The sequence below is a fragment of the Prosthecobacter gellanilyticus genome (assembly GCF_007992435.1).
Lineage (GTDB): Bacteria > Verrucomicrobiota > Verrucomicrobiia > Verrucomicrobiales > Verrucomicrobiaceae > Prosthecobacter > Prosthecobacter gellanilyticus.
On sequence record NZ_BKAG01000013.1, the window covers coordinates 109,451 to 134,536 of the forward strand.

At 58.4% G+C, this 25,086-nt stretch carries 18 protein-coding genes and 1 tRNA gene; 4 read left to right on the forward strand and 15 right to left on the reverse strand.

The genetic code is table 11. From position 1 onward, the window contains the following. Positions 1-7 precede the first annotated feature (7 nt). From BGE01nite_RS11255 to BGE01nite_RS11270, 4 genes are all read right to left on the reverse strand, one after another. Positions 8-1,000: a ParA family protein gene (locus BGE01nite_RS11255; RefSeq protein WP_146850555.1), complete on the reverse strand. Its 993-nt coding sequence runs from the start codon at positions 998-1,000 to the stop codon at positions 8-10. Beyond that, positions 997-2,193, reverse strand: coding sequence for an ATP-binding protein (locus BGE01nite_RS11260; RefSeq protein ID WP_146850556.1), 1,197 nt, complete (start codon positions 2,191-2,193; stop codon positions 997-999). Before BGE01nite_RS11260 ends, BGE01nite_RS11255 begins: the two co-directional genes overlap by 4 nt. A 156-nt stretch (positions 2,194-2,349) precedes the next feature. Continuing rightward, entirely contained in the window at positions 2,350-2,985 is a 636-nt protein-coding gene (dhaL, locus tag BGE01nite_RS11265) for a dihydroxyacetone kinase subunit DhaL (protein WP_146850557.1), read from the reverse strand. Positions 2,986-3,055: 70 nt separating this feature from the next. Continuing rightward, positions 3,056-4,258 carry an AGE family epimerase/isomerase gene (locus BGE01nite_RS11270; protein ID WP_146850558.1) on the reverse strand — a complete coding sequence of 401 codons (1,203 nt, stop codon included), beginning with the start codon at positions 4,256-4,258 and terminating at the stop codon, positions 3,056-3,058. 120 nt (positions 4,259-4,378) lie between these two features. Here BGE01nite_RS11270 and aroE point away from each other — a divergent pair, with 120 nt between their 5' ends. The 4 genes from aroE to BGE01nite_RS11290 all read left to right on the forward strand — a co-directional run bounded on the left by aroE (position 4,379) and on the right by BGE01nite_RS11290 (position 8,138). After that, positions 4,379-5,281, forward strand: coding sequence for a shikimate dehydrogenase (gene aroE / locus BGE01nite_RS11275; protein WP_146850559.1), 903 nt, complete (start codon positions 4,379-4,381; stop codon positions 5,279-5,281). Positions 5,282-5,333: 52 nt separating this feature from the next. Then, positions 5,334-6,149: an LpxI family protein gene (locus BGE01nite_RS11280; RefSeq protein WP_146850560.1), complete on the forward strand. Its 816-nt coding sequence runs from the start codon at positions 5,334-5,336 to the stop codon at positions 6,147-6,149. Positions 6,150-6,278: 129 nt separating this feature from the next. Next, entirely contained in the window at positions 6,279-7,970 is a 1,692-nt protein-coding gene (locus tag BGE01nite_RS11285; RefSeq protein WP_170266730.1) for a tetratricopeptide repeat protein, read from the forward strand. Between the two features lie 92 nt (positions 7,971-8,062). Beyond that, a tRNA-Ala gene (locus BGE01nite_RS11290) sits at positions 8,063-8,138 on the forward strand. A gap of 249 nt (positions 8,139-8,387) precedes the next feature. Here the strand turns inward: BGE01nite_RS11290 and aat are convergent. The 11 genes from aat to speA form a co-directional block, all read right to left on the reverse strand. Then, complete coding sequence (gene aat, locus BGE01nite_RS11295) at positions 8,388-8,993, reverse strand: leucyl/phenylalanyl-tRNA--protein transferase (RefSeq protein ID WP_146850562.1); 606 nt, start codon at positions 8,991-8,993, stop codon at positions 8,388-8,390. Between the two features lie 29 nt (positions 8,994-9,022). Then, complete coding sequence (locus tag BGE01nite_RS11300; RefSeq protein ID WP_146850563.1) at positions 9,023-9,913, reverse strand: phytoene/squalene synthase family protein; 891 nt, start codon at positions 9,911-9,913, stop codon at positions 9,023-9,025. A 14-nt stretch (positions 9,914-9,927) separates the two neighbouring features. After that, positions 9,928-11,025, reverse strand: coding sequence for a hypothetical protein (locus BGE01nite_RS11305; RefSeq protein ID WP_146850564.1), 1,098 nt, complete (start codon positions 11,023-11,025; stop codon positions 9,928-9,930). Continuing rightward, complete coding sequence (locus BGE01nite_RS11310; protein WP_146850565.1) at positions 11,022-11,918, reverse strand: hypothetical protein; 897 nt, start codon at positions 11,916-11,918, stop codon at positions 11,022-11,024. The genes BGE01nite_RS11305 and BGE01nite_RS11310 overlap by 4 nt, the downstream gene beginning before the upstream one ends. An 83-nt stretch (positions 11,919-12,001) precedes the next feature. After that, positions 12,002-14,389 (reverse strand): glutamine amidotransferase, encoded by a 2,388-nt coding sequence (locus BGE01nite_RS11315; RefSeq protein WP_146850566.1) that lies wholly within the window; start codon positions 14,387-14,389, stop codon positions 12,002-12,004. Positions 14,390-14,425: 36 nt separating this feature from the next. Further along, positions 14,426-18,442, reverse strand: a complete 4,017-nt coding sequence (locus BGE01nite_RS11320; RefSeq protein WP_146850567.1) for a hypothetical protein — start codon at positions 18,440-18,442, stop codon at positions 14,426-14,428. A 13-nt stretch (positions 18,443-18,455) separates the two neighbouring features. Then, entirely contained in the window at positions 18,456-20,516 is a 2,061-nt protein-coding gene (locus tag BGE01nite_RS11325) for a BatA domain-containing protein (RefSeq protein WP_146850568.1), read from the reverse strand. Positions 20,517-20,574: 58 nt separating this feature from the next. Next, on the reverse strand, positions 20,575-21,474 hold the full coding sequence (locus BGE01nite_RS11330; RefSeq protein WP_146850569.1) for a DUF58 domain-containing protein: 900 nt from the start codon (positions 21,472-21,474) through the stop codon (positions 20,575-20,577). Positions 21,475-21,547: 73 nt separating this feature from the next. Then, complete coding sequence (locus BGE01nite_RS11335) at positions 21,548-21,928, reverse strand: four helix bundle protein (RefSeq protein WP_218032959.1); 381 nt, start codon at positions 21,926-21,928, stop codon at positions 21,548-21,550. A gap of 67 nt (positions 21,929-21,995) precedes the next feature. Next, complete coding sequence (locus BGE01nite_RS11340) at positions 21,996-23,012, reverse strand: AAA family ATPase (protein ID WP_174770046.1); 1,017 nt, start codon at positions 23,010-23,012, stop codon at positions 21,996-21,998. Positions 23,013-23,111: 99 nt separating this feature from the next. After that, positions 23,112-25,052, reverse strand: a complete 1,941-nt coding sequence (gene speA / locus BGE01nite_RS11345; protein ID WP_146850570.1) for a biosynthetic arginine decarboxylase — start codon at positions 25,050-25,052, stop codon at positions 23,112-23,114. Positions 25,053-25,086: the final 34 nt, after the last annotated feature.

Genomic DNA, 25,086 nt, shown 5'->3' on the forward strand with positions numbered 1-25,086 from the left:
TTCCCAATCACATCAGATCGAACCAATCAAGGCGCTTGAGGATACCATCTGCCAAGACACGGAAGTCTCCGTATGCTGATTGAACTGAATAGCTATGGGCACCGATAGCACCATCCGCAGCTTTGAGCTCAAAAATCGGTTTACGGGCTTCCATCGCCATAGGAACTAAAGAACGATAGTGCTTCAGCATAGCGATCTGATGATCTTCCACGCTATCCCAAGACTGGGACAATCCTTTCTTCCCCAGAATAAACTCTTCGTAAATGGCGGGAATCTTTTGCGCCCACCGATCATAGGCTTTTACCAAACCCGAATCACGCAGACCAAACTGGAGGATAACATAACCAAGAGCACGCAGATCTCCCGCAGGTAAGGGTAAATCATCTGCAGGGTTGACTTTCAGTCGCGTTTTCCATTCTGAGCGCCACCGCTTCAATGTTGGCCCAAGATTTTTGAGGCCTTGAAGAGAAAAGAGATCTGGCGCTAACGGCAGAACAATCGCATCAGCACAGATGAGAGCCGACCGGTTGATGGCACCGAGATTCGGTCCTACATCGATGAGAATCAGGTCCGCTTTCGCATCATGGCCGGCAGCTTGAATTATACGGTAGAATGCACTGGTAGTTCGGAACGCCGGCTCTCTCTCCTCCAGACACTTGCCCCATGCTTCTGAAAGCTCTGCTTCAAACAAGGCAAGGCCGAGATCGCCGGGGATGAGACGTAAAGAATCGCGGATCCTTTGGACCGGTGCTGGAGCAATGTCGCCAGTGCCTCGAATGATCGGTGACAAGGCAAGCAAAATGCTTTTACCTGGCCCCGAGTCACTCCAGATGTCTTCCAGCTTATCCTCAGGCAAAAACATGGAAGTCAGGTTGGCCTGGGGGTCAAGGTCGGCCACGACAACACGCTTGCCCATCCGTGAAAACATCCAGGCTAGGTGATAAACGAGCGTGGTCTTACCAACGCCGCCCTTGTTGTTGAAGAAGGCAATGGTTTTCATCGGAGGGGATGCTTGCGAAGAAGTGCGAGGAAATGCTGTTGGGCAGGCGTGAACTCAATAGGAGGGCTCCCATTATCCTCCATGCTGCGCTTTGCCATGCGGATGCCATAACCGTAGCGATTCACATACCCCAGAGGCTTCATTGCCTCGGCAATTATCGGATTCCGATAGTCGTTGAGACTTGGAAACTGACTTTGAGCTAGGCCATACAGGCCGCCAGCATTCTGCACCTCGATCCGATCGTTAAAGAAGTAGATAGTAATGGGACGATTGAACTGATAGTCGCGGTGAACCACCGCATTCATCACGATTTCGCGCACAGCTGTCTCTGGATAGTCCCAGATCAAGCGTTCACGCAGTGTCGTGTCCTTGATTGGTCGTTGAGTGAAGCGAGACTTCATGAACATGTCCAATTCCCTCAACACAACCATCAAGGGACCTGTAAACTGCTTCTCTTCAACCGGAGGTCCGTCCTCAAGGTTCTGCCCTTCAAAACGGGCAAACTGAACATATGCCCCCGAAAAAAAGTTAAGTGGATCTTTCCCAAACATCAGCACACCAGCATTGGTCGGGCATTTTTTGATCGGGTTATAAAAGCGAAGCGCTGCAAGTTGCTCTTCAATACCGCGCCCATTCTCACGAATAACCTCAGCATCCACAGCCTCTCGTCGATAGGTGTTTTGAAAAGCATCCAGATCTAGGTCTTCCAAAGTGGCTCCTAGAGACGGCGCGGCGTCAAAAGTGCGGAAGTAAACACTTCTGCGTTCACTCAATCGACGTTCTTCCGTCTCAGATGCTGTTGCCCGGCGCGGTCCCACCCGAATATGCACACGCCCATCGTAGAAAACCGGCGGGATCTCTGACGGCTGGACTTCCACAACCAAAAACTCCCCGCCACCAGGATGAGGCTGCTTGAAGACCGATATCATGGGCTGGGGAAGGATGTGTCCATCATCTCGATAGGCGGCAAACTGCTTCTGCAGGTCGTCAGTGATCGGAACATTGGCCGAGAGAGAGCCATCGTCCTCAACCCCTATAAGAAGGTATCCGGGTTTTCCATGTCCCGGCATATCATTGGAAAAGGCACAAATTGCCTCCCGAAACTTTGTTGTATTAGTAGTCGAGCGTGTCCGCTCGATCCGGTCGGCTTCGGTCGAGGTCAGGACTTCTTGAACTTGTTCAGGGGTCAGCATGGCAGAGGACAGTCTAAGGGGCAGGATTCTGGGACGCAATCCCTGCGTGCTCTCCAAGAACTGCAATGACTTCGCCTCCGTATGAGGCCGAGATTGAGCCGCGACGCGAGAACTATCTCGTCACTGCGGATCCACCCCCTGATCTTAATCCAGGCCTCAAACCGTGATGTAATCCACAAACGCACCGATGATCACGGTGACGGACAGGCCGCCTGCATCTGGGAAGCCGAGGCAGCCCTCCCCGAGCGTCTTAGCACGACCGAACTTGGCGATCATGCTCTTGCTGGCCTCCAGGCCATCGAGCGAAGCCGTGTTCACCGCCATGATGGCTTCCGGAAGCGAAAGCGCGGTCACCGTCGCAGCTTTCTCCGCCGCAGGCTGCATCACATCCACGACCGTCTTGTCACCCACAGCCGCACCACCGCGCTGCTTCACGCCTTCCACACCGGCCTGCAGAAAGGTCGCGAGCGCTGCTGCATCAAAACTCTCCGTGCCAGCCAGGGCCTTGCCGCCATTGCGGAAAAAGGTGCCGAAGATCGCACCACTCGCACCGCCCATGCTGCTCATCATGGCCGTGCCCACGGAGACAAAAGCTTTCTCCACGGACTCCACCTCACCGGCCTCGAGCTTCTCTTTCGCAGCCGTCATGCCGCGCTGCATGCCCAGGCCGTGATCCCCGTCACCGAGATTGCGGTCGGCTTCGGAGAGCTGCGGCTCGGCGGCGATCACACGATCACAGGCGAGGAGGAGCATGGCTTTGACGTCGTCTTTGGAGAGGCTGGTTTTCGGCATGGCGGCGATGGTGACTGGATGTGGGCAGGCGTCAAACACTGATTCTGCATTCCTGAATCACGAACTTCGATCACGCCTTCTCGAGCTTCAGCAACTCGCTGACATACCACAGCGCTCTCGGCAGGTGGAACGGCCCTTTGAAAAGACTGCCTTTCGCAGGCTGCGAGACCCGGCCATCCCGATGCAGCCAGCCATACCACTCTCCGTATTTCGGATCCGCGAAGTGCTGGAAGCTCCAGTCATGCACGGCAGCATGCCAGGCGGCGTATTTGGGATCTTGCGTGAGCTCATAGGCCAGCGCGGTGGCGATGATACCCTCGCAGTGCGGCCACCAGAATTTCATGTCCTGCCAGTACTCGAGCACGGGCTTGTCATGCAGATCACGGTAGTAGAGCAGACCGCCGTTCATCTGGTCCCAGCCCCGCTCCCACATGGCATCCAGGATCTTCAGGCCTAACTGAATGTAACTTTTTTCACCGCGCAGCTTCCCCTCATGCAGGATGAACCATGCGCACTCGATGGCATGTCCCGGATTTAAGAGACGTCCTTCCGCATGCTCGATGATGCTGCCATCAGGAGCCACGGTCTCCATCAGCACATTCAAATCTGGCTTCCAGAACAGGCGCTGCACTTCAAAGATGAAGCGGTCGATCCACTCCGTGGCCGTGCGGCCGGCGTGCTCGAAATGACCGAGATTCGCCCGCAGTTCCTGCGCTGTGACAATGCCGATCATCAGCGGCCCGAGTCCGATCATCGGACGGGTTTCCTGGTTCACCTTGGGCGTCATCACCCCGGGCTCAAAGGAGTGCTTCATGTAAAAGGCAAAATCCTTCAAAGCCAGCTCACGGTAGTGCTCATCGCCCGTCGCCTTGGCATAAGCCGCATGGGCGATGGAGGCAAAAGCCTCGCTGAAGACATAACGCCGCATGCGCAGCGGCTTCCCTTCACGCGTCACAGTGAAGAAGAGCTTCCCGTCCGTGGCATAACCATGTTTGTCGAGAAAATCGACACACGAGCCCGCCGCGTCAAAGTAGTCACGCTTCTTTTCCACCGTGTTGAAAAGCGTGGCAAACATCCACCCGGCGCGCCCTTGGAACCACAGGCTCTTGTCGCAATCGAGCAGGCTGCCATCACGATCCACACAGGTGAAGATGCCATCGTGCTCAGGGTCCATGCCGTGCTTCAGCCAGAAGGGCATCACATCATCCACCAGGGCGGCGCGATAAAAACTGTGCAACTCAGCCCGGCGGGCAGGATCAGTGAGGTAGGACATGCAGGTGTGGATGACTCTGGAAAGATGGAAACGGAACTTCCACCGTGAGTTTCGGGTTTCCGGCGGGATTCAGAGAATTCATCGTTGCCCATCCCTTCCCGAACGTGCCATGACTGGGCCGTGGCCTCCCCGTTTTTCACTTTCGACCAGCTTCACGACTTCCCTGCCCTGACTCCTCCCGCGCGGCTGGCAGTCATTGGTGATCCTATCTCCCACTCCAAATCCCCGCAGATGCATAACCCCGCTCTGCAAGCCTGCGGCATCGAGGCCCAGTATGTGCGTGTGCAGGTGCCCGTGGGCCAGGTGAAGCAAGCCTTCGGCCTCTTGGTGAAGCAGGGCTTTCTCGGCGTGAATATCACCATCCCGCACAAGTTTGAGGCCCTGGATGCCGTGGACGTCGTGGACCCGCTCGCCCGTCAACTCGGTGCGGTGAACACACTGGCGATTCGTGATGGCAAGATGTTCGGCTACAACACCGATGGCCCGGGCTTTCTACGCAGCGTGAAGGAAGCCTTTGGCCGCGAGGTGAAGGACCTGCGTGTGCTCATCATCGGTGCCGGTGGTGGCGCCGGTCGTGCCGTGGCCGTGCAGAGCGTGCTCGTAGGCTGCAAGCGTCTCGTGTTGGCAAATCGCACCGAGTCGAAACTGGCACCGTTGGTAGCAGAACTCAGCGCCATCTCATCTGCGGTCTCTTTCCAAACCTGCACGCTCGATCACACCGATATCGCACAGCATCTGCCTGAGATTGATCTCATCGTGAATGCCACCTCGGTGGGCATGAAAGTAGAAGACACGCCACTGCTCGCCACAGGTGGCCTGCAGTCTCGACACCTCGTCTATGATATGGTCTACCGTGCCAGTGGTCCCACAGATCTCATCCAGCAGGCTGAGCAAGCCGGAGCCAGGCATGCAGATGGCATGTGCTTGTTGCTGCATCAGGGTGCCATCTCCTTCGAGCATTGGTTTGACATCCCAGCTCCGCTGGAGGCCATGCGTGAAGGTTTGAAGACTGCCGTTTCCTGAGGCATTGACTACCCTTCCACGCTGTTTCAACTGGCACATTCATAATTGCTCCATGGCCGTCGACCTCACCTCCATCGCCCTCATCGCCGGAAACGGGATTTATCCCGAGACTTTCGTGGCGGCAGCACGCCGTGCAGGTGTGCAGCGTCTGGTCGCTGCAGCTTTTGAAAACGAGACCAAGCCCGAACTCGCATCACAAGTCGATGCCATCGCTTGGTTCCGCGTGGGCCAGCTCAGCAAGATGATCACCTTCTTCAAAAAAGAAGGCATCAAGCAAACCGTGATGGTCGGCCAGATCGCGCCGAAGAACCTTTTCGATCTGCGTCCAGATCTGCGCACGCTGCTCATGATTGCGCGATTGAAACAGCGCAATGCAGAAACTTTGTTCGGCGGAATTGGTGATGAACTTGCCAAGGATGGCATCACGCTTCTGCCTGCCACCACCTTCCTCGAAAGCCTCATGCCGCCTGCTGGTCACGTGGCCGGGCCGCAGATCAAAAAACGCCGCTGGGAGGATGCTGAGTACGGCTTCAAAATCGCCAAGGAAAGCAGCCGCCTGGACATCGGACAGACCGTGGTCGTGAAGAACGGCACCGTGCTCGCCGTGGAGGCCTTTGAAGGCACGAATGAGGCCGTAAAGCGCGGGGGTTCCCTGGGCCGTGGTGGTGCCACGATGGTTAAGGTTTCCAAACCTAACCAAGATATGCGTTTTGACGTGCCCGTGATCGGGCCTGACACCATCCGCAATGCGGCTGCTGCCGGGGTGGATCTCATTGCCATCGAGGCCCTAAAGACCCTGGTCCTCGGCAATGACGAGCTTCAGAAGGAATGTGCCGCCAAAAAAGTAAGTGTGATCGCCCTCGCATAACCGATAGGTTGTCTGTGGCGTTTTTTTCTGAAAAGTGAGGTTAAGCCTTGATTTGGCAGAACAATTTCAGAAAAAATGAGCGCTTCCCGTCACGGCGGGTCTTACCGTGTCCAATACCTCCAACCCCATATGCTACTGACCGCACTTAAAGTAAAACTCGCCGCCCTCGTTGCCGTTGCCGGCGTCGACACCGCCGAGCTCCAGAACCCAAGCGCCGACCTCGTCTCCGCGCTGCAAAAGCTGGCGGATGACCAGGCTGCTGCTCAAAAGGCCGTCCAGGACAAAACTACGGGGCCGGACGTGAACAAGTCTTTCAACGACGCTCTCGGCAAGGTGAACGATCTGGCCGCCAAGGGTGACAAGGACGCCCAGTATGTCCTGGCTCATTGGGGAGTGCTGACCAACAGCAACATCAACAGCATCATTGATCTCTATCGCAAGGCCGCCGCCCAGGGGCATATCCTCGCCAAGGTCGAGCTCGCCCAGGTGCTGCTCCAGGCTTTCCCGCAGGATCTCGACCGCGCCAAGGAAGCCGTCCAGCTCATCAAGGACGGCGAAGCCGCTGACAACAAGCTGGCCCGCCGCCTCCTCGCCAACCTTCACCTCTCCGGTGCCGCCAATGTCGGCGTCGAGCAGAGCGTGGACAAGGCCAAGGCCCTCCTGGAAAAAGGCAGCGCTGCCGGTGACGGTGAAGCCACCCTCGGCCTGAGCCAGCTTTACGCCGCAGGCGTTCCCGGCGTGGCCCAGGACAACCAGAAATCCCTCGACTACCTCATCAAGGCTGCCGAGCAGAAGAACGCTGTGGCTCTCAGCACCTATGCGGCCCGCCTCTTTGACGGCGACCCAACCACTGGTGACGCCAAGCCCCTCGTGACCAAGGATCCGGCCAAGGCCATGAAGCTCTTCGAAGACGCTGCCAACAGCGGTTTCGCTGCTGCCAATCGTCTCCTCGGCGCCATCTATGAAAACGGCCTCGGTGGCAACACCCGCGACCTCAAGAAGGCCGTGGAATACTACACCAAGGCTGGTAACGGCAACGACGGTCAGGCCCTCTTCCGCCTCGGCAACTACTTCGAAGCCGGTCTGAAGAACGGCACCGACGAGAAAGCCGAGCCGCTGGTCCAGCAGAACGCCAAGAGCGCGCTCGACCTCTATCGCCTCGCCGCTCAAAACGGTTCCGCTGAAGCCTTCTACAACGTGGGCGTCTACTACGAAACCGGCACTGTCGTCGACAAGGACCCAACCAAGGCTTTCGCCTTCCTCCTGAAGGCTTCCACCTCCGGCGTCGCCCAGGCTCAGTTCCGCCTCGCCAACCTGTATCAGCAGGGCACCGGCACCACTCAGGACCCGATCGCCGCTCTCGCTTGGTTCCAGCGCTCCGCTGCTGCGAACTTCGCACCTGCCCAGATCGCTCTTGGCCAGCTGCTTGAAAGCGGCGCCGGCATCGGCAACCCGAACTTCGAAGCTGCTGCCATGCAGTATGAATCCGCTGCCGAGCAGGGCGTGCCTCTCGCCATGCTTCGTCTGGCCAGCCTTAACGAGCGCGGCCTGACTAACATCAAGGATAACAAAGCCAACCCGAACCTTCCTCGCGCGCTTGCTTACGCTGACCTCGCTGTCGAAGCCTCCAACAACGCTGAGATCGCCGTGCAGTATCGCGACGAGCTCAAGAAGAAGATGAAGGCTGACGAGATCGCCGAAGCCAAGAAAATCTACGACAGCAAGAAGAAGCCAGCCGCTGGTGCCGCAGCCACTCCTGCAGCCCCCGCACCTACCGCTCCCTCCACGAAAAGCGGCAGCAAAAAGTCCGGCTCCAAATAATCGCTGAAATGATGTAAAAACGGCTTGTCAAAACTGCCAACGCCGCTAGTCTCCGGCTCCCCTCAACCAGGGGAGCCGGTTTTTTATTTTCCGGGGCATTAGCTCAGTTGGTAGAGCGCCTGCATGGCATGCAGGAGGTCAGCGGTTCGAACCCGCTATGCTCCACCAAACGACACTCCAACAAGTCGTTTCGGTGGTTCGCTTGAGAGACACTTCTCATCAGCGGTTTTAGTCTTCAAAAGACTTCTCTCTGAAGCATCATGTCGTCACATTCACAGACCTCATCTTCAGTTCACCATGCGATAACGATGCGCATTGATGAGGTGATGAAGCAGCCAAGCGTGAATGCTTGAACCTATGCGGCAAACTCACCAACAGATCTTCCTTCATCAGCCGCGAACATCGAACGACGATGTCTCATCGGAACATCAACTGCGCCTCTGGCGGACGCTCCTCATCAAAGATCGCAGGCAGACGAATCGCACGGTCCAGCAGGTCCAGATAATCACGACACGGAATCTCATGCCCTCCAAACATCGCCAGATGCGGTGTGGTCCACTGAGTGTCATGAAGAATGAAGCCACGCTGCTTCAACCTCTCCTGCAACGAAGCCAATGCCACCTTCGAAGCCTGCGTCTCGCGGCTGAACATGCTTTCGCCAAAAAACGCTCCGCCAATGGCCACGCCATAGACTCCGCCGACTAGTTTTCCTGCACGCCAGACTTCCGCGCTATGCGCGAAACCAATCTCATGCAGCGCCTGGTAACTATCCAGAATGGAGTCATTGATCCAGGTGTCTTCCCGGTCCGCGCAACCGCGCATTACATCACCAAAGGCCGTGTTCCAGCGCACCTCAAAGGGATGCTGCCTCAGATACTGCGCAAACCGCCGCGGCACATGAAACTCCTGCACCGGCAGGATGCCACGATGCGGCGGGCGAAACCATGACAATGATCCATCCTCATGCCCCATCGGGAAGGCACCTTCACAGTAGGCGCTGAGGAGCTGGAGGGGATCAAGCATTGCTGAAAAACAGATTCCCAGACAGAGGATTACAGAGGCATGCCTGCCGCCTTGGCACGACGCTGTGCGCGCCAGCCCTGGAGGAGATACTTGCCCAGAATAAACAGCTTTCGGAAGGAGTGCAGGCGCACACGCTTTTCAAACACCGGATAGCGCTGGGCATGCAGCTTCTCCAGAATCTCAAAGTAGATCTGCCCCATCATCTGAGAGGCCACGAGACTATCCTTGTCTTCCTTCGGCAGCAGCTTCTCCGCCTCACGGTAGTAGCTGATGGCGCGGTTGTATTGAAAGTCCATGAGCTGGATGAAGCGCTGATTGTGCCGCTCCAGCATGATCTCCTGCTCCGTTACTCCGAAGCGCTTCAAATCCTCCAGAGGCAGATAAATACGCCCATAGCTGCGGGCATCCTCGCCCACATCGCGGATGATGTTGGTCAGTTGCAGCGCATAGCCCAGCGCGATGGCATACTCACGCGCCTGCGGCTGCGTGTGCCCGAAAATGTGCACGCTGCAAAGTCCCACCACTGAAGCCACCTTGTAGCAATAACCGCGCAGTTCTTCAAAAGTCTCATAGCGCAGCTTCGTGATGTCCGAGGCCACGCCATCCAGGATCTCAGCGAGCCATGCGCGCGGAAAGCCATACTTGCCGGGCAGCTCGATCACTTCGTCCAAAACGGAATGGCCTGGAGCCTCGGCGCTGAGCACGCATTTCTTCCAGCGGGCCAGTTCCTGCTCCTTCTCCTCCTCGCTCATCGAGGCGGACTCAGCGATGTCATCCGCCACGCGGCAGAAGGCATAAAAGCTGATCATGTCGCGCTTCCGCTCCGGGGGCAGACATGCGAGAGCGAGCGCCAGATTTGACTTCGCCTGCTTGGCGATCTGCGCTGTGGAAGAGGTGCTGCCGGGGGAGGGATCAGACATGCCAGGAGCGCAGGTCAGGAGACAGCCCGTCCTCGTCGGGAGGAAGGGATCAAACCATGATGGAGAAGGGTGAGCACGAGGGCTAGAAACACCCAGTTCCGCACCGTGGCAAGCACCAAACCATGCACCGGCAGAAGCAGCAATGTCCGCCACGTTCCCTCCCCCGTGACCTCCAGCATGGTCACGCTGGCATAACGCACGATGGCCAGGATAAAAACCCCGCTTAAAAGCACGCCGAGAATGCTCGCCCAGGCACGCTTCCAGGCCAGTAGGGCGGCCATTCCCTGCCCAAGCCAGGTGCCTGGCACACGGGCCACCGCCACCGGAAACAACAGGAAGAGCACCATCACTTCCATGAGCACCCAGAACAGCAGCCCCCGCCCTGAAGTGACCGTGCCTTGCAGCAGCAAAATCAGCAGATCCAGCACCGCCAGCCCGGCCACACCGCGCCAGCGCGCAAACGTGTGCTCAATCGCCAGACCGAGATCCTTTTGATCATCCGGCTGCTCAGGCTCCATCCAGGCGATCACCAGCCTCGCCAGCACCACCTGGGTAAAAGCCATGGTCACAGCCTGAAAAATGACCCGCATGGCCACTCGCAGGCCTTCCAGCCATTCAGGCATGACCTTGTGCCCCAGCGTCAGCATCTCCAAAACCAGCCAAGCCCAGGAAATGACCATGCCACCGGCCAGCAGCCACTTCTCAGCAGGCCGCTGCTGCCTCGGCCCGTAGCGATACGGATATCGGATCACCCGCCAGCTCAGCAGTGCCAGCACCACCGGTAAAAACAGGGCCCAAGGCCACGCTGGCAGCAAAGAGTGCTGGAGCGACACATTCTCCATCAACGAGCCCAGGAACAAAGGCCCCGCGATGTCCAGCCACGTTCCCAGATCAAACGCCTGCATGCTCCCCGTGATCCAGGGCGCTCCCATCAACTGTCCCGCGACCAGCAGCATCCCGTGCAGCACGGTCAGCCAAGGCAGCCCCGTCACCAGATCCCAGCTCTCCGAAAACTCCTGCCGCCGTGGATGCCAGCGCAGATGCAGCCACAATGCTCCCGCCGCGACCGCGATCGCCGCTGTAGTATGGAGCCAGAGAGTGGTGGAGTTCACGGTGCCTGATAAACACCAGCCAGCTCGCGCAGCAAGCTTTCCACCTCGGTATAGTAGCGCGGCTCTTCCATCTCCGAGCGCTTGGCCTTCAGCGCCTCCAGCTTGCGTTCCAGCTCATCACGCTTGGACCGCTGGGCATCCGTGAGCATCTGCTCCTCAGGACTGAGCACAAGCGCCACCTGAGCCGCGCGCGCACCATCCTTCTTCCCCTTCACGTCCGCATTCGCGATGATCTCAGCGCGTGTGCCCACCCCGTCGCCATTATCTTCGATCAGCGCATGCTCGGTGGAGATACGCTCTTCTTTCTCATAAAACTCCGTCGCGAGTCGGCTCGCATGGCGGAAGGCCTCCAGCACAGACACCTGCTTGTCCTGGTCCAGATCCGCCGTCAGATCTCCGGCGATGGCAGGCGCGAAGAACTCACCAAAGCGCGTGTAGTAGATCTCATCCGCACTCTTGGTGCCGGTGACGATGACTCTCCCCTTCCCTGCCAAGGGCTGAAGAAATCCTGCGCTGGATGAACCACCATCAATCACCACCAGCTCCCGTTGAATCGGCTGGCACCAGGCCGCGAGCTGCTTGGCCGTCACATCGGGCCCGCGCAGATTAAACTTCACCTCACGATTGTCGAAGGTGCCATGCCCGATCATCACCAGCCACATCTGGCCCGCTGTCTTCGTCGCCGCCTGCTTCAAAGCCGCCTCCAGAGCCTCGGCATCATGATCATCCTTGCCGATCACCGTCACCGGAATCCCAGCCTTGTCACAAGCCTCTTTCCAGGTCGTCACCTGCTTCTCAAACCGCTTCCCATACTCCTCATCACCCGGCGCTCCGGTGACAATGAGCACATCCACATCACGCTTTGGAGCCTCTGCAAAGCTAACAGACGCCATGAGAATGACCAAGGAGCACCTCAACACCCAACTAATGATTGGATTAAACCATTCGTCATTCGGATTTCGGATTTCGTCATTCATCATGCCATCCCTCCTCTCCTTCTCAAGAACCACTCCGTACCCAGCAGCGCCAGCACCACGGCAAACACCCACGGCGCATGCCAGAAAGGTGTGGTGATCGTCTCTTCCACGGGCACGCGAATGTCCTTCAAGATCTCCGGCAACCTCGGCAGATCATCCAGGCTCAACACACGTCCGCCTGACTCCTTGGCCACACGCTCGGCCCATTCATGCCCAGGCTTCAGCGAGGCAAACTCAGCCGCCGTGGGATCATGAACCCATCCCGTGGCCTGCGTGAGAGGCATCGCCTCCTCGCCATTGCCAGCTGGCTTCGTCACAGAGGCCACGGCGCGATACGCTCCCGTCTCACGGGGATAGTATTCAGCTTCAAACAGCCCCGCTTCCTGCAGGCTCGGCTCGGCAAAGAGCTCTGACTTCTTCCCGCCTGGCCCCGTGACCTCAATCTTCACGATGGCATCATCCTGCGCGCGAAAAGCACCATCGCGCACGCGCACTTCCAGCTTCATGCGCTCAGCATCGGGAGCCGCGGCAAACTGAATGCGGTCCGGCACGTCCACGACGAGCCAGCGCATGATCTGCCGCCAGGCCTTCTCCAGATCCTTCCGCGCTTCTTCATCCCGCATACCCCAGCGCCAGAGATCGCCGATCATCACAGAGGCTACACGACCTTCACCGAAGCGTTGTGCGGCGAGGGCTGGATACGAACCCGCCTCTTCACCACCTGCCTTGATCATCGCCAGCACACTGGCACCCGGCTTGATGGAAAAGGTCTGGTTCACCGCAAAGAAGCCCGGCATCTCCGCCAGACGCTTCTCATCCTCTTCACGACCCGCACGCACGCGTGTCCAGGGCTCCAGCCAGCCTTCACGAGTGAGATCAAAGCGGCCATTCTCAATCGCTGGCGCGGACGACACGCGATCCAGATACACCGGCAGCATCCGGCCCACTGGCGTGTGATCATAGCCGCCTAACTGAAAGCTCTCCTGCCCACCCAGCATGAGCAAGGCACCGCCGCGCTCGCTGACAAAACGCTCCATGAGGTTCATCTGCTCCTGCGTGAAGAAACTCGCTTCGATGTCATCTAGAATGATGGCGCGATACTCGCCCAGCAGGTCCTCGGCAGTCTTGGGGAAACCTGCGCTTAGTTCCTTCGCATCCTTCGTGCCCAGACGAGTCAGCACTGGCTGGTCATAGCGCTGAGCCACCCCTTGATCACCAAAGCCACGGAAGAGCGGGTTGCTCGTTTCACCGGTGCGACCACGCCATTCAAACTTCGGTTCGCGCTTCGCGATGCGGATCAAGGACGGAATTTGCACCTCCGTGTCTCCGGCGAGTGCACGGCGCATGAATTTATACTCCCAGTTAGGCCTGCCCGACACATACAGCACGCGATAAGGCCCCGCGCCACGATCCACGGCAATATGCCGCTCATTGTTCGCCAGCGTCGCTTCTTTCGCCGCCGTCTTCCAGGCATCCTTCTCGATCTGCTTCTCCAGTTCAGAATCCATCACCGTCAAGCGGTAGAAAGACAGCCCCGGCTTCACTGCAGGCACCTTCAACCTCACGGTCTGGCCTTCACCATCCTTGGACAGCTTCAGCTTCTCGATCGCGATGGCCTTGCCAGCCTCATCCAGCACCACAGCCGAGACTTGCTTGCCCACAAATCCGTGCCCCGCGATGCGCGCCGTGATGGTCACCGGCGTGTCTTCAAAAGAAGTCTGCGTGACAGAGTGCTCCACGATGCGCAGATCTGGCGCAGGCTCATCCTTGCCCACAATCACTGGAAACACGGGTGCCAGCGTGACACCTTCACTCTGCTTGGCTGGATCGTTGGAGGCATTCGTAGCTAGGTCAGTCCCAGCCCCATCTGTCACCAGCACCACCGCTGCCGTGCGGCTGCCCGCTCCACCAGCACGCAGCGTCTTCAAGGCCCGTCCGAGCTCAGACTTCGTGCCGCTGAAATCGAGCTTGGAGAAATCCGTCACGCTTTGCAGGCGCTCGTCCACGGTCTGCGTCTTCACCCGAAACATGCGACCGAGTTCATCCATCCATGAAGGCGGAGCTTTCCCATCCTTGCCGAGAGCAGCATGCATGGACTCCGCTCTCGTCGTGCCACCCGGAGCTTCAGGCACCTTCAGAGAAGCGCTGTTATCAGCTACGATGACGACTTCATTCTCGCCGGTCTTCGGCTGCTTGCGCGACCACACTGGGTCTGTCACACACATCGCCAGCAGGCTCCACGCCGCGAGCTTGCAAAACATGGCCGCGAGCTTCGTGCCACCGCGCAGAGGCGACTTCCTGTAACTCCACAGCAACACCCCCAAGACCACCGCGATCAAAATCGCCGCGATCCACAAGCGCTCAGGATGCTGAAGAGTGAGGGTCATGCGAAGATGATCCGCACAGTCCTCTGTGCTAATTGATTAATTCCCATTCCCAAGCTCCTGATAATAGCGTTTCACCAGCTCGCGGAAGGCGGGCGGCACGGGGTCACGATCGACAGGCACCATGGGGTTCTTCGCATCGCGCTTGGCCAGTTCCTCGGCCACACGGTCACGCAGTTCCACGAGAGGATTCACAATGCGCATCTGCAGATGATCCACCTGCGGAGCCGCATCATTGCGCTCATGGTCGATCCGCATCTCGCGGGCATTGTCGAGCACCTTCGCAGCTTCATTGCGCAGTTCAGGCTGCTCCAAAAGTTCCTCCACATTGCGCAGGCGATTCGACCAGCGATCATAACCATCGCCGGTGAAAGGACGATCATTCACCGCCTCGGCCCCTTGGTCGAAGAAAAACGCGCCACCATCACCACCGCCTCCGCTGGCGCCACCGGCTGAGTTCTCCCTACCACCACCATTTTGGTTAGGCGAACGATTGGCCGCCGTCTGCTGACCACGCTGCTGAGACTCCGAAGGAGAGCCCTGTGACTGTCCTGAAGACTGCCCCCCCTGACCGGGTGACTGCCCAGCCTGCTGCCCCTGTCCCTGACCTTGCGCCATCTGACCGGGCTGACTTCCGGGCTGTTGTCCCTGACCTTGCTGACCACCTTGCCCTTGCTGTCCTGGTTGCTGACCTTGGCCTTCCTTGGGGCTGCCGCCAGCCTGAGCCTGTTGTTGGCCCTGACCGGGTTGCTCACCGGGCTTCTGTCCCTGCCCTTGCGCGTTCGCTTGCTGCTGGCCGGGCTGGTCGCCGGGTTGCTTGCCTTCATCAGGAGTCTGGCCGGGTTGTTCGCCCTTCTGTTGTCCGGGTTGCTGGACCTGGCCTTGAGCCATCTGTCCAGGCTGCTGCCCGTCTTGACCTTTTTGGCCGGGCTGCTGACCTTCTCCAGGCTGCTTTCCTGCCTGCTGACCATCCTTGGCTTCCTCACCGGGCTTACGACCCGCGACTTCAGACTGTCCAGGCTTCTTGCCTTCTTCGCCCGCTTTCTCGCCAGCCTGCGCCGTTGCCTTATCGCCCTTGGTTTCACCAGCTTGACCCTTCTGACCTTCCTGGCTGGCTTCTTGAATCAGCTTGTCGAGTTCCGTGCGTGCCATGCGCAGGGCTTCAGTCTCGCTGCCGAGCACACTTTCCGCAGCCTTCTCCACGCCTTGCTGGAGTTGATCCACCAGAGTGTTGGCTTTGCGCTCGGCATCTTGAGCTTCAGCACGCTGGCCATAGCGAGACTGCGTGCGAGCCTCATCCAGATGTTCTTCAAGCCCGCCGGTCTTGGCCTCGCGCACGGCTTCATAGAGACGACGATGCAGCAGCGGGTTGTTGCCCTCAGCCTGCTCACTCACGCGCTTCATGTCCTCGAGCAAGTTCGCTACTTTCTCCTGCTGATCCTGGATCTGGCGTGAGACATCACCGCCTTGCAGCATCTTCTCCAAAGAAGCGCTGGTGTCCTTCTGGCCGCCTTCAGGTGTCTTTTGATTCTCGAGAGCTTCGGCAATCTGCTTCTGTTTTTCCACGGCCTCGCGAGCTTGCTGGCGCATCTGCCTCACTTCATCCGTGAAACGCTTCGCGGTCTTCTCTTTGAAGTCCTCCTGCATCTTCTCGAGTTCGCGCTGGGCACGCGTGGCGGCATTGGCAGCATCGGCGATCTTCTGCTCCTTCAGTTTCTCTGCCGCTTCATTCACCTGCTCGCGAGTTTGCTCGAGCTGCTGTTTCGCTTCGGCCATGTTCGCGCTGTTCTCCGGCTTCTCCATGCGCTCCTGGAGATCATCCACGTCACGAAGAAGCTGCTCCTGCTCTTGCTCCAGGCGCTTGAGCTGGTTTTGCAGTTCCTGCCTCTCCTGCTCGGTCTTCGCCTTGTCGAGCTGCTTCTGCAGTTCCTTCATCTTCTCGGCCAGAGCTTCCTGACGGCGGGCAAGCTCCTTCAGGCGGTTCAGCACCTGCAGGTTCTCCTGCTGCTCAGCGGTCTGCTCTTCCGTGGCCTGCTTCTCCTCTTCATAGCGCTGCTCTTCCTGCTTCAGCTCCAGGTTCATGAGCTGGTTCTGCATCTGCTTCTGCTTGCCGCTGCTTTTGCTCTTGGACTTTGACCGCGTGATCATGTGCTCACGACTCTGCGCCTGATGCAGCCACTCAAGCGCGCTCTGCTCAAAGGTCAGTGCTTGGTTCAAAGACGCCCGCTTCTTTTGTTCGGCTGCCTGCTCCAGTGGATCCAAAGCATCCTTCATGCTCTTCCAGGCTTCCGTCAGCGCATTCTTGATCTGCGCATCTTCGACCTTCTCCATGACTTCCTTCGTCTGCTCCAGAGCCATTCCCTGGGATTCATGCACCACACCGGCATCCGCCGCAGCGACCTCCATGGTCTTGCCTGCATTCGTGTCACGCACGATGCGCCAGGTCGCGTTCACGATCTGCTTTTGCAGTTCCACCAGTTTGTCGGCCTCGCCCTTCTTCGGCTCTTTGCTCTCTTCACCGGGCTGAGACTGACCTTCACGGAAGATATCCTCAAAGTGCCGCACCTCGGCGAAGAACATGTCGCTCATCGCACGGCGCACCTCGCCCTGCGGGCCCGTGTCCTCGGCCCAGAAGTGATAGCTCACCAGCTGCCTTGGCTGCGTGCTTTCGTTCTCCAAAGCCAGCAACTCTTTGACCTCCTGCTTCTTCGCAGGTTCGGTGGTGCCGTGCTTGAAGGTCACTTCCTTCGTCTTGCCAGCGATACTGAAGCTCGCGCCACTCTTCATCACCCCGAGGTCATCCCAGACGCGAGCTTCAACGGGCAGCTCTTCAATCTGTGAAACCTGCACATCACGCTTCGGAAACACCACCTCGATCTTCGCCAGCTGGTTCTGCGTCACGGTGACACTGATCCACGGTGGATTCTTGTTCGCGCGGTCCTTGTCATCCACCAGATGCACGCGCCACTTCTGCGTCTTCTCGGCCTTCATTGTGGCCACGAGCAAGGTCGGATCTTGCGGCGATGGCGTGAGCTTCAGCGCTGTCTTGTCCTCACCAAACAGCTCCGCCTCCTTGAGCGCCTTGTTGACCTTCAAAGTGAAGTCGATGAAGCTTCCCTCCATCGCGGTGACCTTCATGGTGTTCTTGATCTCCTTCGATGGCAGCTTCGTGTAAGCTGGCGGAGTGATCTTCACATCCACACGTTCCAGCGCCGGATAAACAAAGGTCGTGATCGTGTGCTGCTTGGATTTGCCTTCGCCAAACTCGACCTGATAGCGCGCATCCTTGTCCACCCTGGCGATCATGCCGCCAAAGACTTTCTCATCCACCGTCAGCTTCATGGGGATGCGGTCACGCTCCTTGCCATCGAGCTCGCTAACCACAAGTGTGGCATCCTCAGGCACGTCCTTGGCAAAGGTTGCCTCGACGATGAGTCGTGACCCGCGTTCGACTTCGGTATCGCCAGGGGTGATGGTGGCTGAGAAATCGAGGGCGGTCGTTTTTGGCTCCTCAATCTTCACTTCGGTCACAGCTCGAAAGTCCTTCTTTTTCCAAAGAGCACGATTGGCCAGAAAGACACTGGTGATGAGCACCACCGTGGCCACGATGAGACTTGTCGATCCCCACACGGCACCACGCCAGCCGATGAGCAGCTTGCGCCAGTCCTGCGTGGCGGCTTGATCCGTGAACTGTGAGATAACACGACGATCCAAGAACGTCGGTTCGGGCTTCTGAAGCAGTTCAGCAGCCGTCACAGCCAGACCATTGAGCTTTGGATCCTTGATCTCCAGACGGCGCGCAAGATCCAGTTCTGAAACTCTCCGGCGATACAGCACCGCGGAGAGAAGCGCGCCGAGAGCCACCAAGGCGGCGACACCTTGAATCAAACGCACCTTCCAAGCCTTGCTGGGCACCCATTCGGGATGATTGCTCAGGACCAGCAAAAGCGCACCGAGGCCAAGAAACAGCAGAATGACCAAGCGCTGACGCTTGAGCTTGCGCATCGCGTCACTGACGACCTGAAACTTTTCGCGGAGGATATCAGCTTCGATCATAAGAGGACTCCTTTCATGCAGAGGTAAACGCCGGTTGCGGCGCGGACTGTCGGATTCTTCCCGCCAGCCAGGTTTCCCAGCCCAGGATGACCAGAAGGGCACCCAGCAGCCAGATCCAGGCGCGCTGGCGGCCTTCCTGCTCGGTGATGGCCAGACGCTCTTTTTCTTCGGCCAGGGTAGATGTCGTGCCCTTCAGCCCGCCGTCTTCGACACGGACACCGAGTTCGCGGAGCTTGGCCACATCCATGGGAGTGATACGTCCCTCCTCCGGAGGCAGGTTCACGGCGCGCAGTTCTTTACCCACCTTGTAGATCCCCGGCATCTCAGCGCGCGGGGCTGCCCCGGGCTTCAGCGTCAGAGTCTGGCCGTCAGGTGTCATGATCGTCGTGGCTCCGTCCAGGGGAAGCACATCTCCCACCAACAATGAAACGGCCTGTTCGTTGCGAAATCCCGCCGCCTCCAGCCAGCCATAAAGCAGAGGCACAAACTTCGTGCTCAGGGCCAGCTGGCTGTCTGCCGGATGCCAGCCGCTGGTCAGCAGGATGAGGTGACCTTTGCCGAGGATGGCCGGATCGCCATTGTCAAAGCGGGCCAGGACCTCCAGCGGGCTTTCCTTCGGCAAGGCAACCTTTCGATGATGCCAGAAGCGCAGCTTGGTGAAGTCCCGCAGACGCTCGTCCGCAAACGGTCGTAGCAGCGGGTGTGCTGTCTGCACATCCGCAAGCATGGAGTAGGACTCTGAACCCTCTTCTTTGCTCGCGCTCAGGCCCCAATCCTTGGCCGCAATGCCCGTGAGAGTTTCGAGATCCTGCGGCGAAGTTGGTTCGGCAATCACACTGACCACCAATCCGTCCTTCTCGGCCAAAGCGCGCACACTTTGGGCCAGTGTGGCATTGAGCCGGGCACCGGAGACAAACACTAACTGCGTGTCTGGTGGCAGTGCCGTGGCATTCGCCGCAATCACGGAGAGTTCGGGCTTCAGACTCGGGGTTGGCTGCAAGGCACGGCTCAGGTAGAAAAGCGGGCTGGCGGCTTCATCACGGGTCTTCTCATCACCGATATAGACGATCTTCACGGTCTTCGGCTGGGCTGGCGCGATGTAGACACGGTTGTCGAAGTCCCAGGCATCGCCCGTGAGGGTGATTGTGGAGCCTTCCGGCTGCGTCAGTGCGGGCACGGTGATGACACGACTCGAACCCGGTGCGATGTATCCCGAGGTCGCAGGCGTGGAATCGAGACTGAAGTCGGAGAGCTTGGAGTCACGAGCATTGGAGATGCGCACGCGAGTGACCGCTTCCGTGGGCTTCTGAGCTTCCTTATCCTTCGTTGTAGGTTCCTCTGGGCTGCTTGCTGCGAGCGAGAGGGTAAAATTGTCCGCGTTCGGCACTTCAACACGCACGACCTCCACCTGGATGTTCTCCGGCCAGACGAGACTGCGCAGCGCCTCCAGCTTTGCACCTTCTTGAAGGTCCGAGACAAGCAGGATGCGCTTCTGAAGACCGCTCAGCCCTTGCGCGCTGCCAAACCAGCCTGCGGCATCCACGAGAGCTTGCCCAAGATCCGTCGACTCCCAGCTTGGCTTCAGCGCGTTTAACTGCGGCTTCAAGGTCGCCATGCGTGTGCTAGCGGCACCACGGTCTTGATCAAAGGACCAGAGCAGCTGTGTCTGCCTATCCAACGTTGCAACCGCAAGACGATCCGTCACCGCGACCTTTTGCAGACGTTCGGAAGCGGCATCGACCGCCTGCGTCCAGAGATCGCCCCGACGCATGGAGGCGCTGCGGTCCAGCAAGATGATGGTGGCTGTCTGCTGGGAGAGTGGTGCTTCATTCTCCACGCGCCACAAGGGCCGTGCGAACATGAGTGCCAGCAGCAAGAGGGCGAGACAGCGCAGCAAGAGCAGCAGCCAATGCTCAAGCTTCCGCTTGCTCACTGGCATGGGCGTCTGCGCATCCAGGAACATGAGCGAACTGAACTCCACCCGGTCCTGCGGCGGCCGGCGACGCAGATGCATCAGGATCGGCCCGATGATCGCAGCCGCTCCGAGCAGGTAGAGTGGGAAGAGCCAGGTCATAAGATGGAATGACGAAATCCGAAATCCGAATGACGAACCTGAGGAAACACGAGACTATTCATACTCGGCCGCCTCCCTTTTTGCGCTGGCGTTGGGAGAGGAAGTCGAAGAGGACTCGCTCGAGAGGTGTGTCGGTGGGGGTCCAGTGGTATTCGATGCCTTGGCGCTCGCAGGCGCGGCGGATAAAGTCGCGATGGACCTTGAGACGGTTCAGGTAGGTCTCACGAGCCATGTTGGGATCAACGAAACGCTCGGTGCCGGTTTCGACATCGCGGAAGTGCGCGGACTTGTCGAAGCTGAAGTCTATCTCAGCACGGTCCATGACATGAAACAGCACCACGTCATGCCCCATGGCACCGAGCAGGCCGAGTTGGCGCTCTAGTTTCTCAACGGGTGCGAGCAGATCAGAGACGAGGCAAATGAGGCCGCGTTTGCGCACCAGATCAGCAAGCTGGCTCACGCTGAGATCCAGCGCGGTGGTGCCAGCAGGTGCAGGCTTCTCGAGTTCGAGCATGAGCCTGCGCAGATGACCGGGACGGTTTCTGGCCGGGATGTGTTCCTGCAAGGTCTGGCCAAAGGTGGTGACGCCCACGGCATCCCCCTGCTGCATCAAAAACAGTGCGAGTGTGGCGGCGAGCGTGGCGGCGTAGTCCGCTTTGTTGAACGGTCCAGAGCCAAAGCTCATGGAGCGGCTGTGATCCACCACGAGCTGGCAACGCAGGTTCGTTTCATCCTCAAACTTCTTGATGAAGGTGCGGTCACTGCGCGCCAGCACCTTCCAGTCGATGTAGCGCGGATCATCGCCCTGAACGTAAGCGCGGTATTCGGAGAACTCGACCGAGAAGCCATGATACGGACTGCGATGCATCCCCTTCCAAAGCCCCTCGACGATGACCTTGGCCCGCAGCTCAAGTGAGCGAATGCGGGCGAGGGCCGTTGAATCAAGGGTGGTGGGCATTTCAGGAGAGGAATGACGAATGAGTAAGCACGAATGACGAAATAATGACGAAGGCCGAAGCTCTAAAGGTTAACTATTCACTGCGACTTCGGTGGATAGCGGCAAATATGAGATGGAGTTCCTTGGCTTCCTGCCAGAGCGGCTTGGCCTTCTCTCGCATTTCTGGAGCAGCACGAACAATCATTCGGCACCAGTGCTTGGTTTCACGGGCTTCCTTTTTGCAGGTGGCGATCTTGTTCCGAAATTCTTTGTTCGAGACAGCATCATCGGCCTCCACATAGTTGGCACCGACACTGGTTCCCGAACGAACGATCTGACTGATGAGCGGTTTGGTTACCTCGTTTTTGGGTATCTCCTTGGCGAAGTCGATGACCTGTTCTCCAAAGACAGCCGTCCGCTCTTCCAAATCGAAGGGCTTGTCACTATTGGCGCTCATTGGAGTCAGCTTAGTCATTCGACATTCTTTCGTCATTCGACATTCTTTCGTCATTCGGGCTTACTCATTCGTCATTATCTCCGTGCTAACTTTTTAGATTCTCGATCAACTTCCCAATCACTTTCTCCACCGTGATGCCTTCGGCTTCGGCGCGGTAGTTGACGAGGATACGGTGGCGGAGGACGGGGAGGGCGAGGGCGCGGATGTCGTCCTTGGTGACGTGGGAGCGGTTTTGGATGAGAGCCCGGGTCTTGGCGCCAAGGACAAGGTTCTGGCTGGCACGGGTGCCTGCGCCCCAACTGACCCATTCATTGACGAAATCGAGGGATCCCTCGCGTTTCGGACGTGAGGAAGCGGCGAGCTTCACAGCGTAACGCGCGACGTCTTCGGCAATGGGGACTTTCTTCACGATCTTCTGGAAGGCTTCGAGTTCCTGGCCAGTGAAGAGGTGCCTCACAGCTTCCTTTTTGCCACTCGTGGTGCGGGTGACCACGGCGACCTCTTCGTCCTCGCTGAGATAATCGATGACGATGTTCAGCATGAAGCGATCAAGCTGGGCTTCCGGCAGAGGGTAGGTTCCTTCCATCTCGATCGGGTTCTGCGTGGCGAGCACAAAAAAGGGCTCGGGGAGATGCATGGTATTACCGGCGACGGTCACCTGATGCTCCTGCATGGCTTCGAGCAGGGATGCCTGGGTCTTCGGCGGTGTACGGTTGATTTCATCCGCCAGGATCATGTGGGCGAAGACGGGGCCTTTGTTGAAGACCATCTTTCGGCCTTGATCGGTGTCCTCCAGGATCTCCGTGCCGGTGATGTCCGAGGGCATGAGGTCCGGCGTGAACTGGATGCGGTTGAAGCTGAGATCGAAGACATCCGCCACGGTTTTGACGAGCAGGGTCTTCGCGAGACCTGGAGCGCCCGTGATGAGGCAGTGGCCGCCTGCGAGCAGCGCGATGAGCATCTGGTCCACTACTTCATGCTGGCCGACGATGACCTTGCCGACCTCGGCAAAGATGCGTTCACGAGCACCAGCGAGCCTTTCGACGGCCTCCTGGTCTGACATGATCTCGGCGGAGGACGTGGAGGCTTGGGAGTCGGTCATAGGCGCGTATGCCTATCAAAACAGCGCGAGATGTGCCAAGCTATCATCACTTGGCATTCACGCTGAAGGAAGGCTGCGCTTTAAACTCCGATCCTCGGATCAGGTCTCAAAGTAAGTGTAGCCGCGGAGGCCGGCCTCGTAGGCGCCCATGATCTCTTTGCGCTCGGAGGGGGTGATGCGCTTGGAGACAACGGCGCTTTCGGCGAGGACGCGGAAGCGGTCGGCAAGTTCTTTGGGGTTGTACTCGCAGTAGCTGAGCACTTCAGCCACGCTGTCGCCTTCCTGTTCACGGCGGTACTTGAGCTTGCCGTTCTCGATGGAAACGGAAACCACATTGGTATCGCCGAGGAGGTTATGAAGGTCGCCAAGAGTCTCCTGATACGCGCCGACAAGGAAGATGCCGAGCATGTAGTCCTCACCGCTGCCGATCTCAGGATCGTGGAGCGGCAGGGAATCGCAGATGGCGTTGCTATGGGCAAAGCGGGCGATCTTGCCATCGCTGTCACAGGTAATGTCGGAGAGCACGGCATTGCGCGTGGGCTTCTCCTTCAGGCGATGGATGGGCATGACCGGGAAAATCTGGTCGATGGCCCAAAGGTCAGGCAGGCTCTGGAAGACGGAGAAATTGCCGTAGTAGTAGTCCGTGAGCACGGAAGAGAGGCGCTCCATCTGCGAACCATCATGCCCCACGGACTCGAGCTTCGTGGAGATCCAGTTCATGATGTCCCAATACACTTCTTCGCCCTTGGAGCGGTCGCGGAGGCAGACCTTGCCGTAGTTGAACTCAGTGCGCAGTTTGTCGCGGTAGTAGACGGCGTCATTGTAGATCTCCTGAACACGCTCACGGGAGAGCTTGCCATCTTTGCGCCGCTCTTCTTGCAGTTCGGCGAGATTGAGCAGCAGCGGCGGGGCATCCTTACCAAGTTCCACTTTGCCCTGAGCAGGCTCAAAGCGGTTGACGTCGAGAATGTTGATCACCAGCACGCTGTAGTAGGCCACGACCGCACGACCGGACTCGGTGATGATGTCCGGATGCGGTACGCCTGCCTCAGCTGTCACTTCGGAGATGGCTTCGATGACGTCCGCGCAGTACTCCTTGGTTCCATAGTTACTGGAGGCCGAGGTGGCACCTTTGAAGCCATCATAGCTGATGGCCAGACCACCGCCAAGGTCGAGGATGCCCATGCGGGCACCTTCCTGCACAAGGCCGCAATACACGCGAGTGGCCTCTGTCACTGCCTGACGGATGGCACGGATATTCGGGATCTGGCTGCCTTGATGATAGTGGAGCATGCGCAGACAATCGAGCATGCCTTGGTCACGCAGGTGGTCGACCACGCGCATGAGCTGGGAAATGTTCAGACCGAAGACGCTGGCATCACCACCGGAACCGCTCCAGTAACCAGCGCTCTCCGTGCTCAGACGGAAGCGCACACCGAGCGTGGGGCGCACACCCATTTTCTTGGAACGATCCAGGATGAGCTCAAGCTCGCTGGGCATCTCGAGCACAAGGATGACCTGGATGCCCATCTTCTGGGCATTCAGCGCGAGGTCGATGAACTCCTCATCCTTGTAGCCATTGCAGACGATGTAGGCCTCCGGGTCATGCATGTAGGCCAGCGCGGCGATGAGCTCAGGCTTGGAACCAGCTTCGAGACCGTAGTGATACTTGCGACCATAGCGGGTGATCTCGTCGATCACTTCCTGCTGCTGGTTCACCTTGATGGGATACACACCACGATAGGCGCCCTGATACTTGCCTTCGCGGATGGCATTGTGAAAACCTTCGTTCAGTTCATCGATGCGCCAGCGCAGCAGATCACCGAAACGGATGAGCAGTGGAAGCTGGGTGCCACGATCACGCGCGCCTTTGACGATTTGGGCGAGCGAGACCGGCTTGGTCTTCTTGCCATCCTTGAGGTTCACCACGACCTCGCCCTTGGCAGAGATGTCAAAATAGGTGTGACCCCATTCGCGGATGCCGTAGAGTTCGGCACTGTCTTCGATGGACCAGGAGGTAGATTTAGAGCGGCGTTCCATGTAGGTAGCTGAGGGGCGCGATTATGGGGGCATT

Coding starts and splice junctions, on each gene's coding strand:
- speA (WP_146850570.1), bottom strand. CDS start 25,052: ATGGAACGCCGCTCTAAATCTACCTCCTGGTCCATCGAAGACAGTGCC.
- BGE01nite_RS11325 (WP_146850568.1), bottom strand. CDS start 20,516: ATGACCTGGCTCTTCCCACTCTACCTGCTCGGAGCGGCTGCGATCATC.
- aat (WP_146850562.1), bottom strand. CDS start 8,993: ATGCTTGATCCCCTCCAGCTCCTCAGCGCCTACTGTGAAGGTGCCTTC.
- BGE01nite_RS11340 (WP_174770046.1), bottom strand. CDS start 23,012: ATGACCGACTCCCAAGCCTCCACGTCCTCCGCCGAGATCATGTCAGAC.
- BGE01nite_RS11255 (WP_146850555.1), bottom strand. CDS start 1,000: ATGAAAACCATTGCCTTCTTCAACAACAAGGGCGGCGTTGGTAAGACC.
- BGE01nite_RS11280 (WP_146850560.1), top strand. CDS start 5,334: ATGGCCGTCGACCTCACCTCCATCGCCCTCATCGCCGGAAACGGGATT.
- BGE01nite_RS11260 (WP_146850556.1), bottom strand. CDS start 2,193: ATGCTGACCCCTGAACAAGTTCAAGAAGTCCTGACCTCGACCGAAGCC.
- BGE01nite_RS11320 (WP_146850567.1), bottom strand. CDS start 18,442: ATGATCGAAGCTGATATCCTCCGCGAAAAGTTTCAGGTCGTCAGTGAC.
- BGE01nite_RS11330 (WP_146850569.1), bottom strand. CDS start 21,474: ATGCCCACCACCCTTGATTCAACGGCCCTCGCCCGCATTCGCTCACTT.
- BGE01nite_RS11285 (WP_170266730.1), top strand. CDS start 6,279: ATGCTACTGACCGCACTTAAAGTAAAACTCGCCGCCCTCGTTGCCGTT.
- BGE01nite_RS11310 (WP_146850565.1), bottom strand. CDS start 11,918: ATGGCGTCTGTTAGCTTTGCAGAGGCTCCAAAGCGTGATGTGGATGTG.
- BGE01nite_RS11300 (WP_146850563.1), bottom strand. CDS start 9,913: ATGTCTGATCCCTCCCCCGGCAGCACCTCTTCCACAGCGCAGATCGCC.
- BGE01nite_RS11335 (WP_218032959.1), bottom strand. CDS start 21,928: ATGACTAAGCTGACTCCAATGAGCGCCAATAGTGACAAGCCCTTCGAT.
- BGE01nite_RS11315 (WP_146850566.1), bottom strand. CDS start 14,389: ATGACCCTCACTCTTCAGCATCCTGAGCGCTTGTGGATCGCGGCGATT.
- dhaL (WP_146850557.1), bottom strand. CDS start 2,985: ATGCCGAAAACCAGCCTCTCCAAAGACGACGTCAAAGCCATGCTCCTC.
- BGE01nite_RS11270 (WP_146850558.1), bottom strand. CDS start 4,258: ATGTCCTACCTCACTGATCCTGCCCGCCGGGCTGAGTTGCACAGTTTT.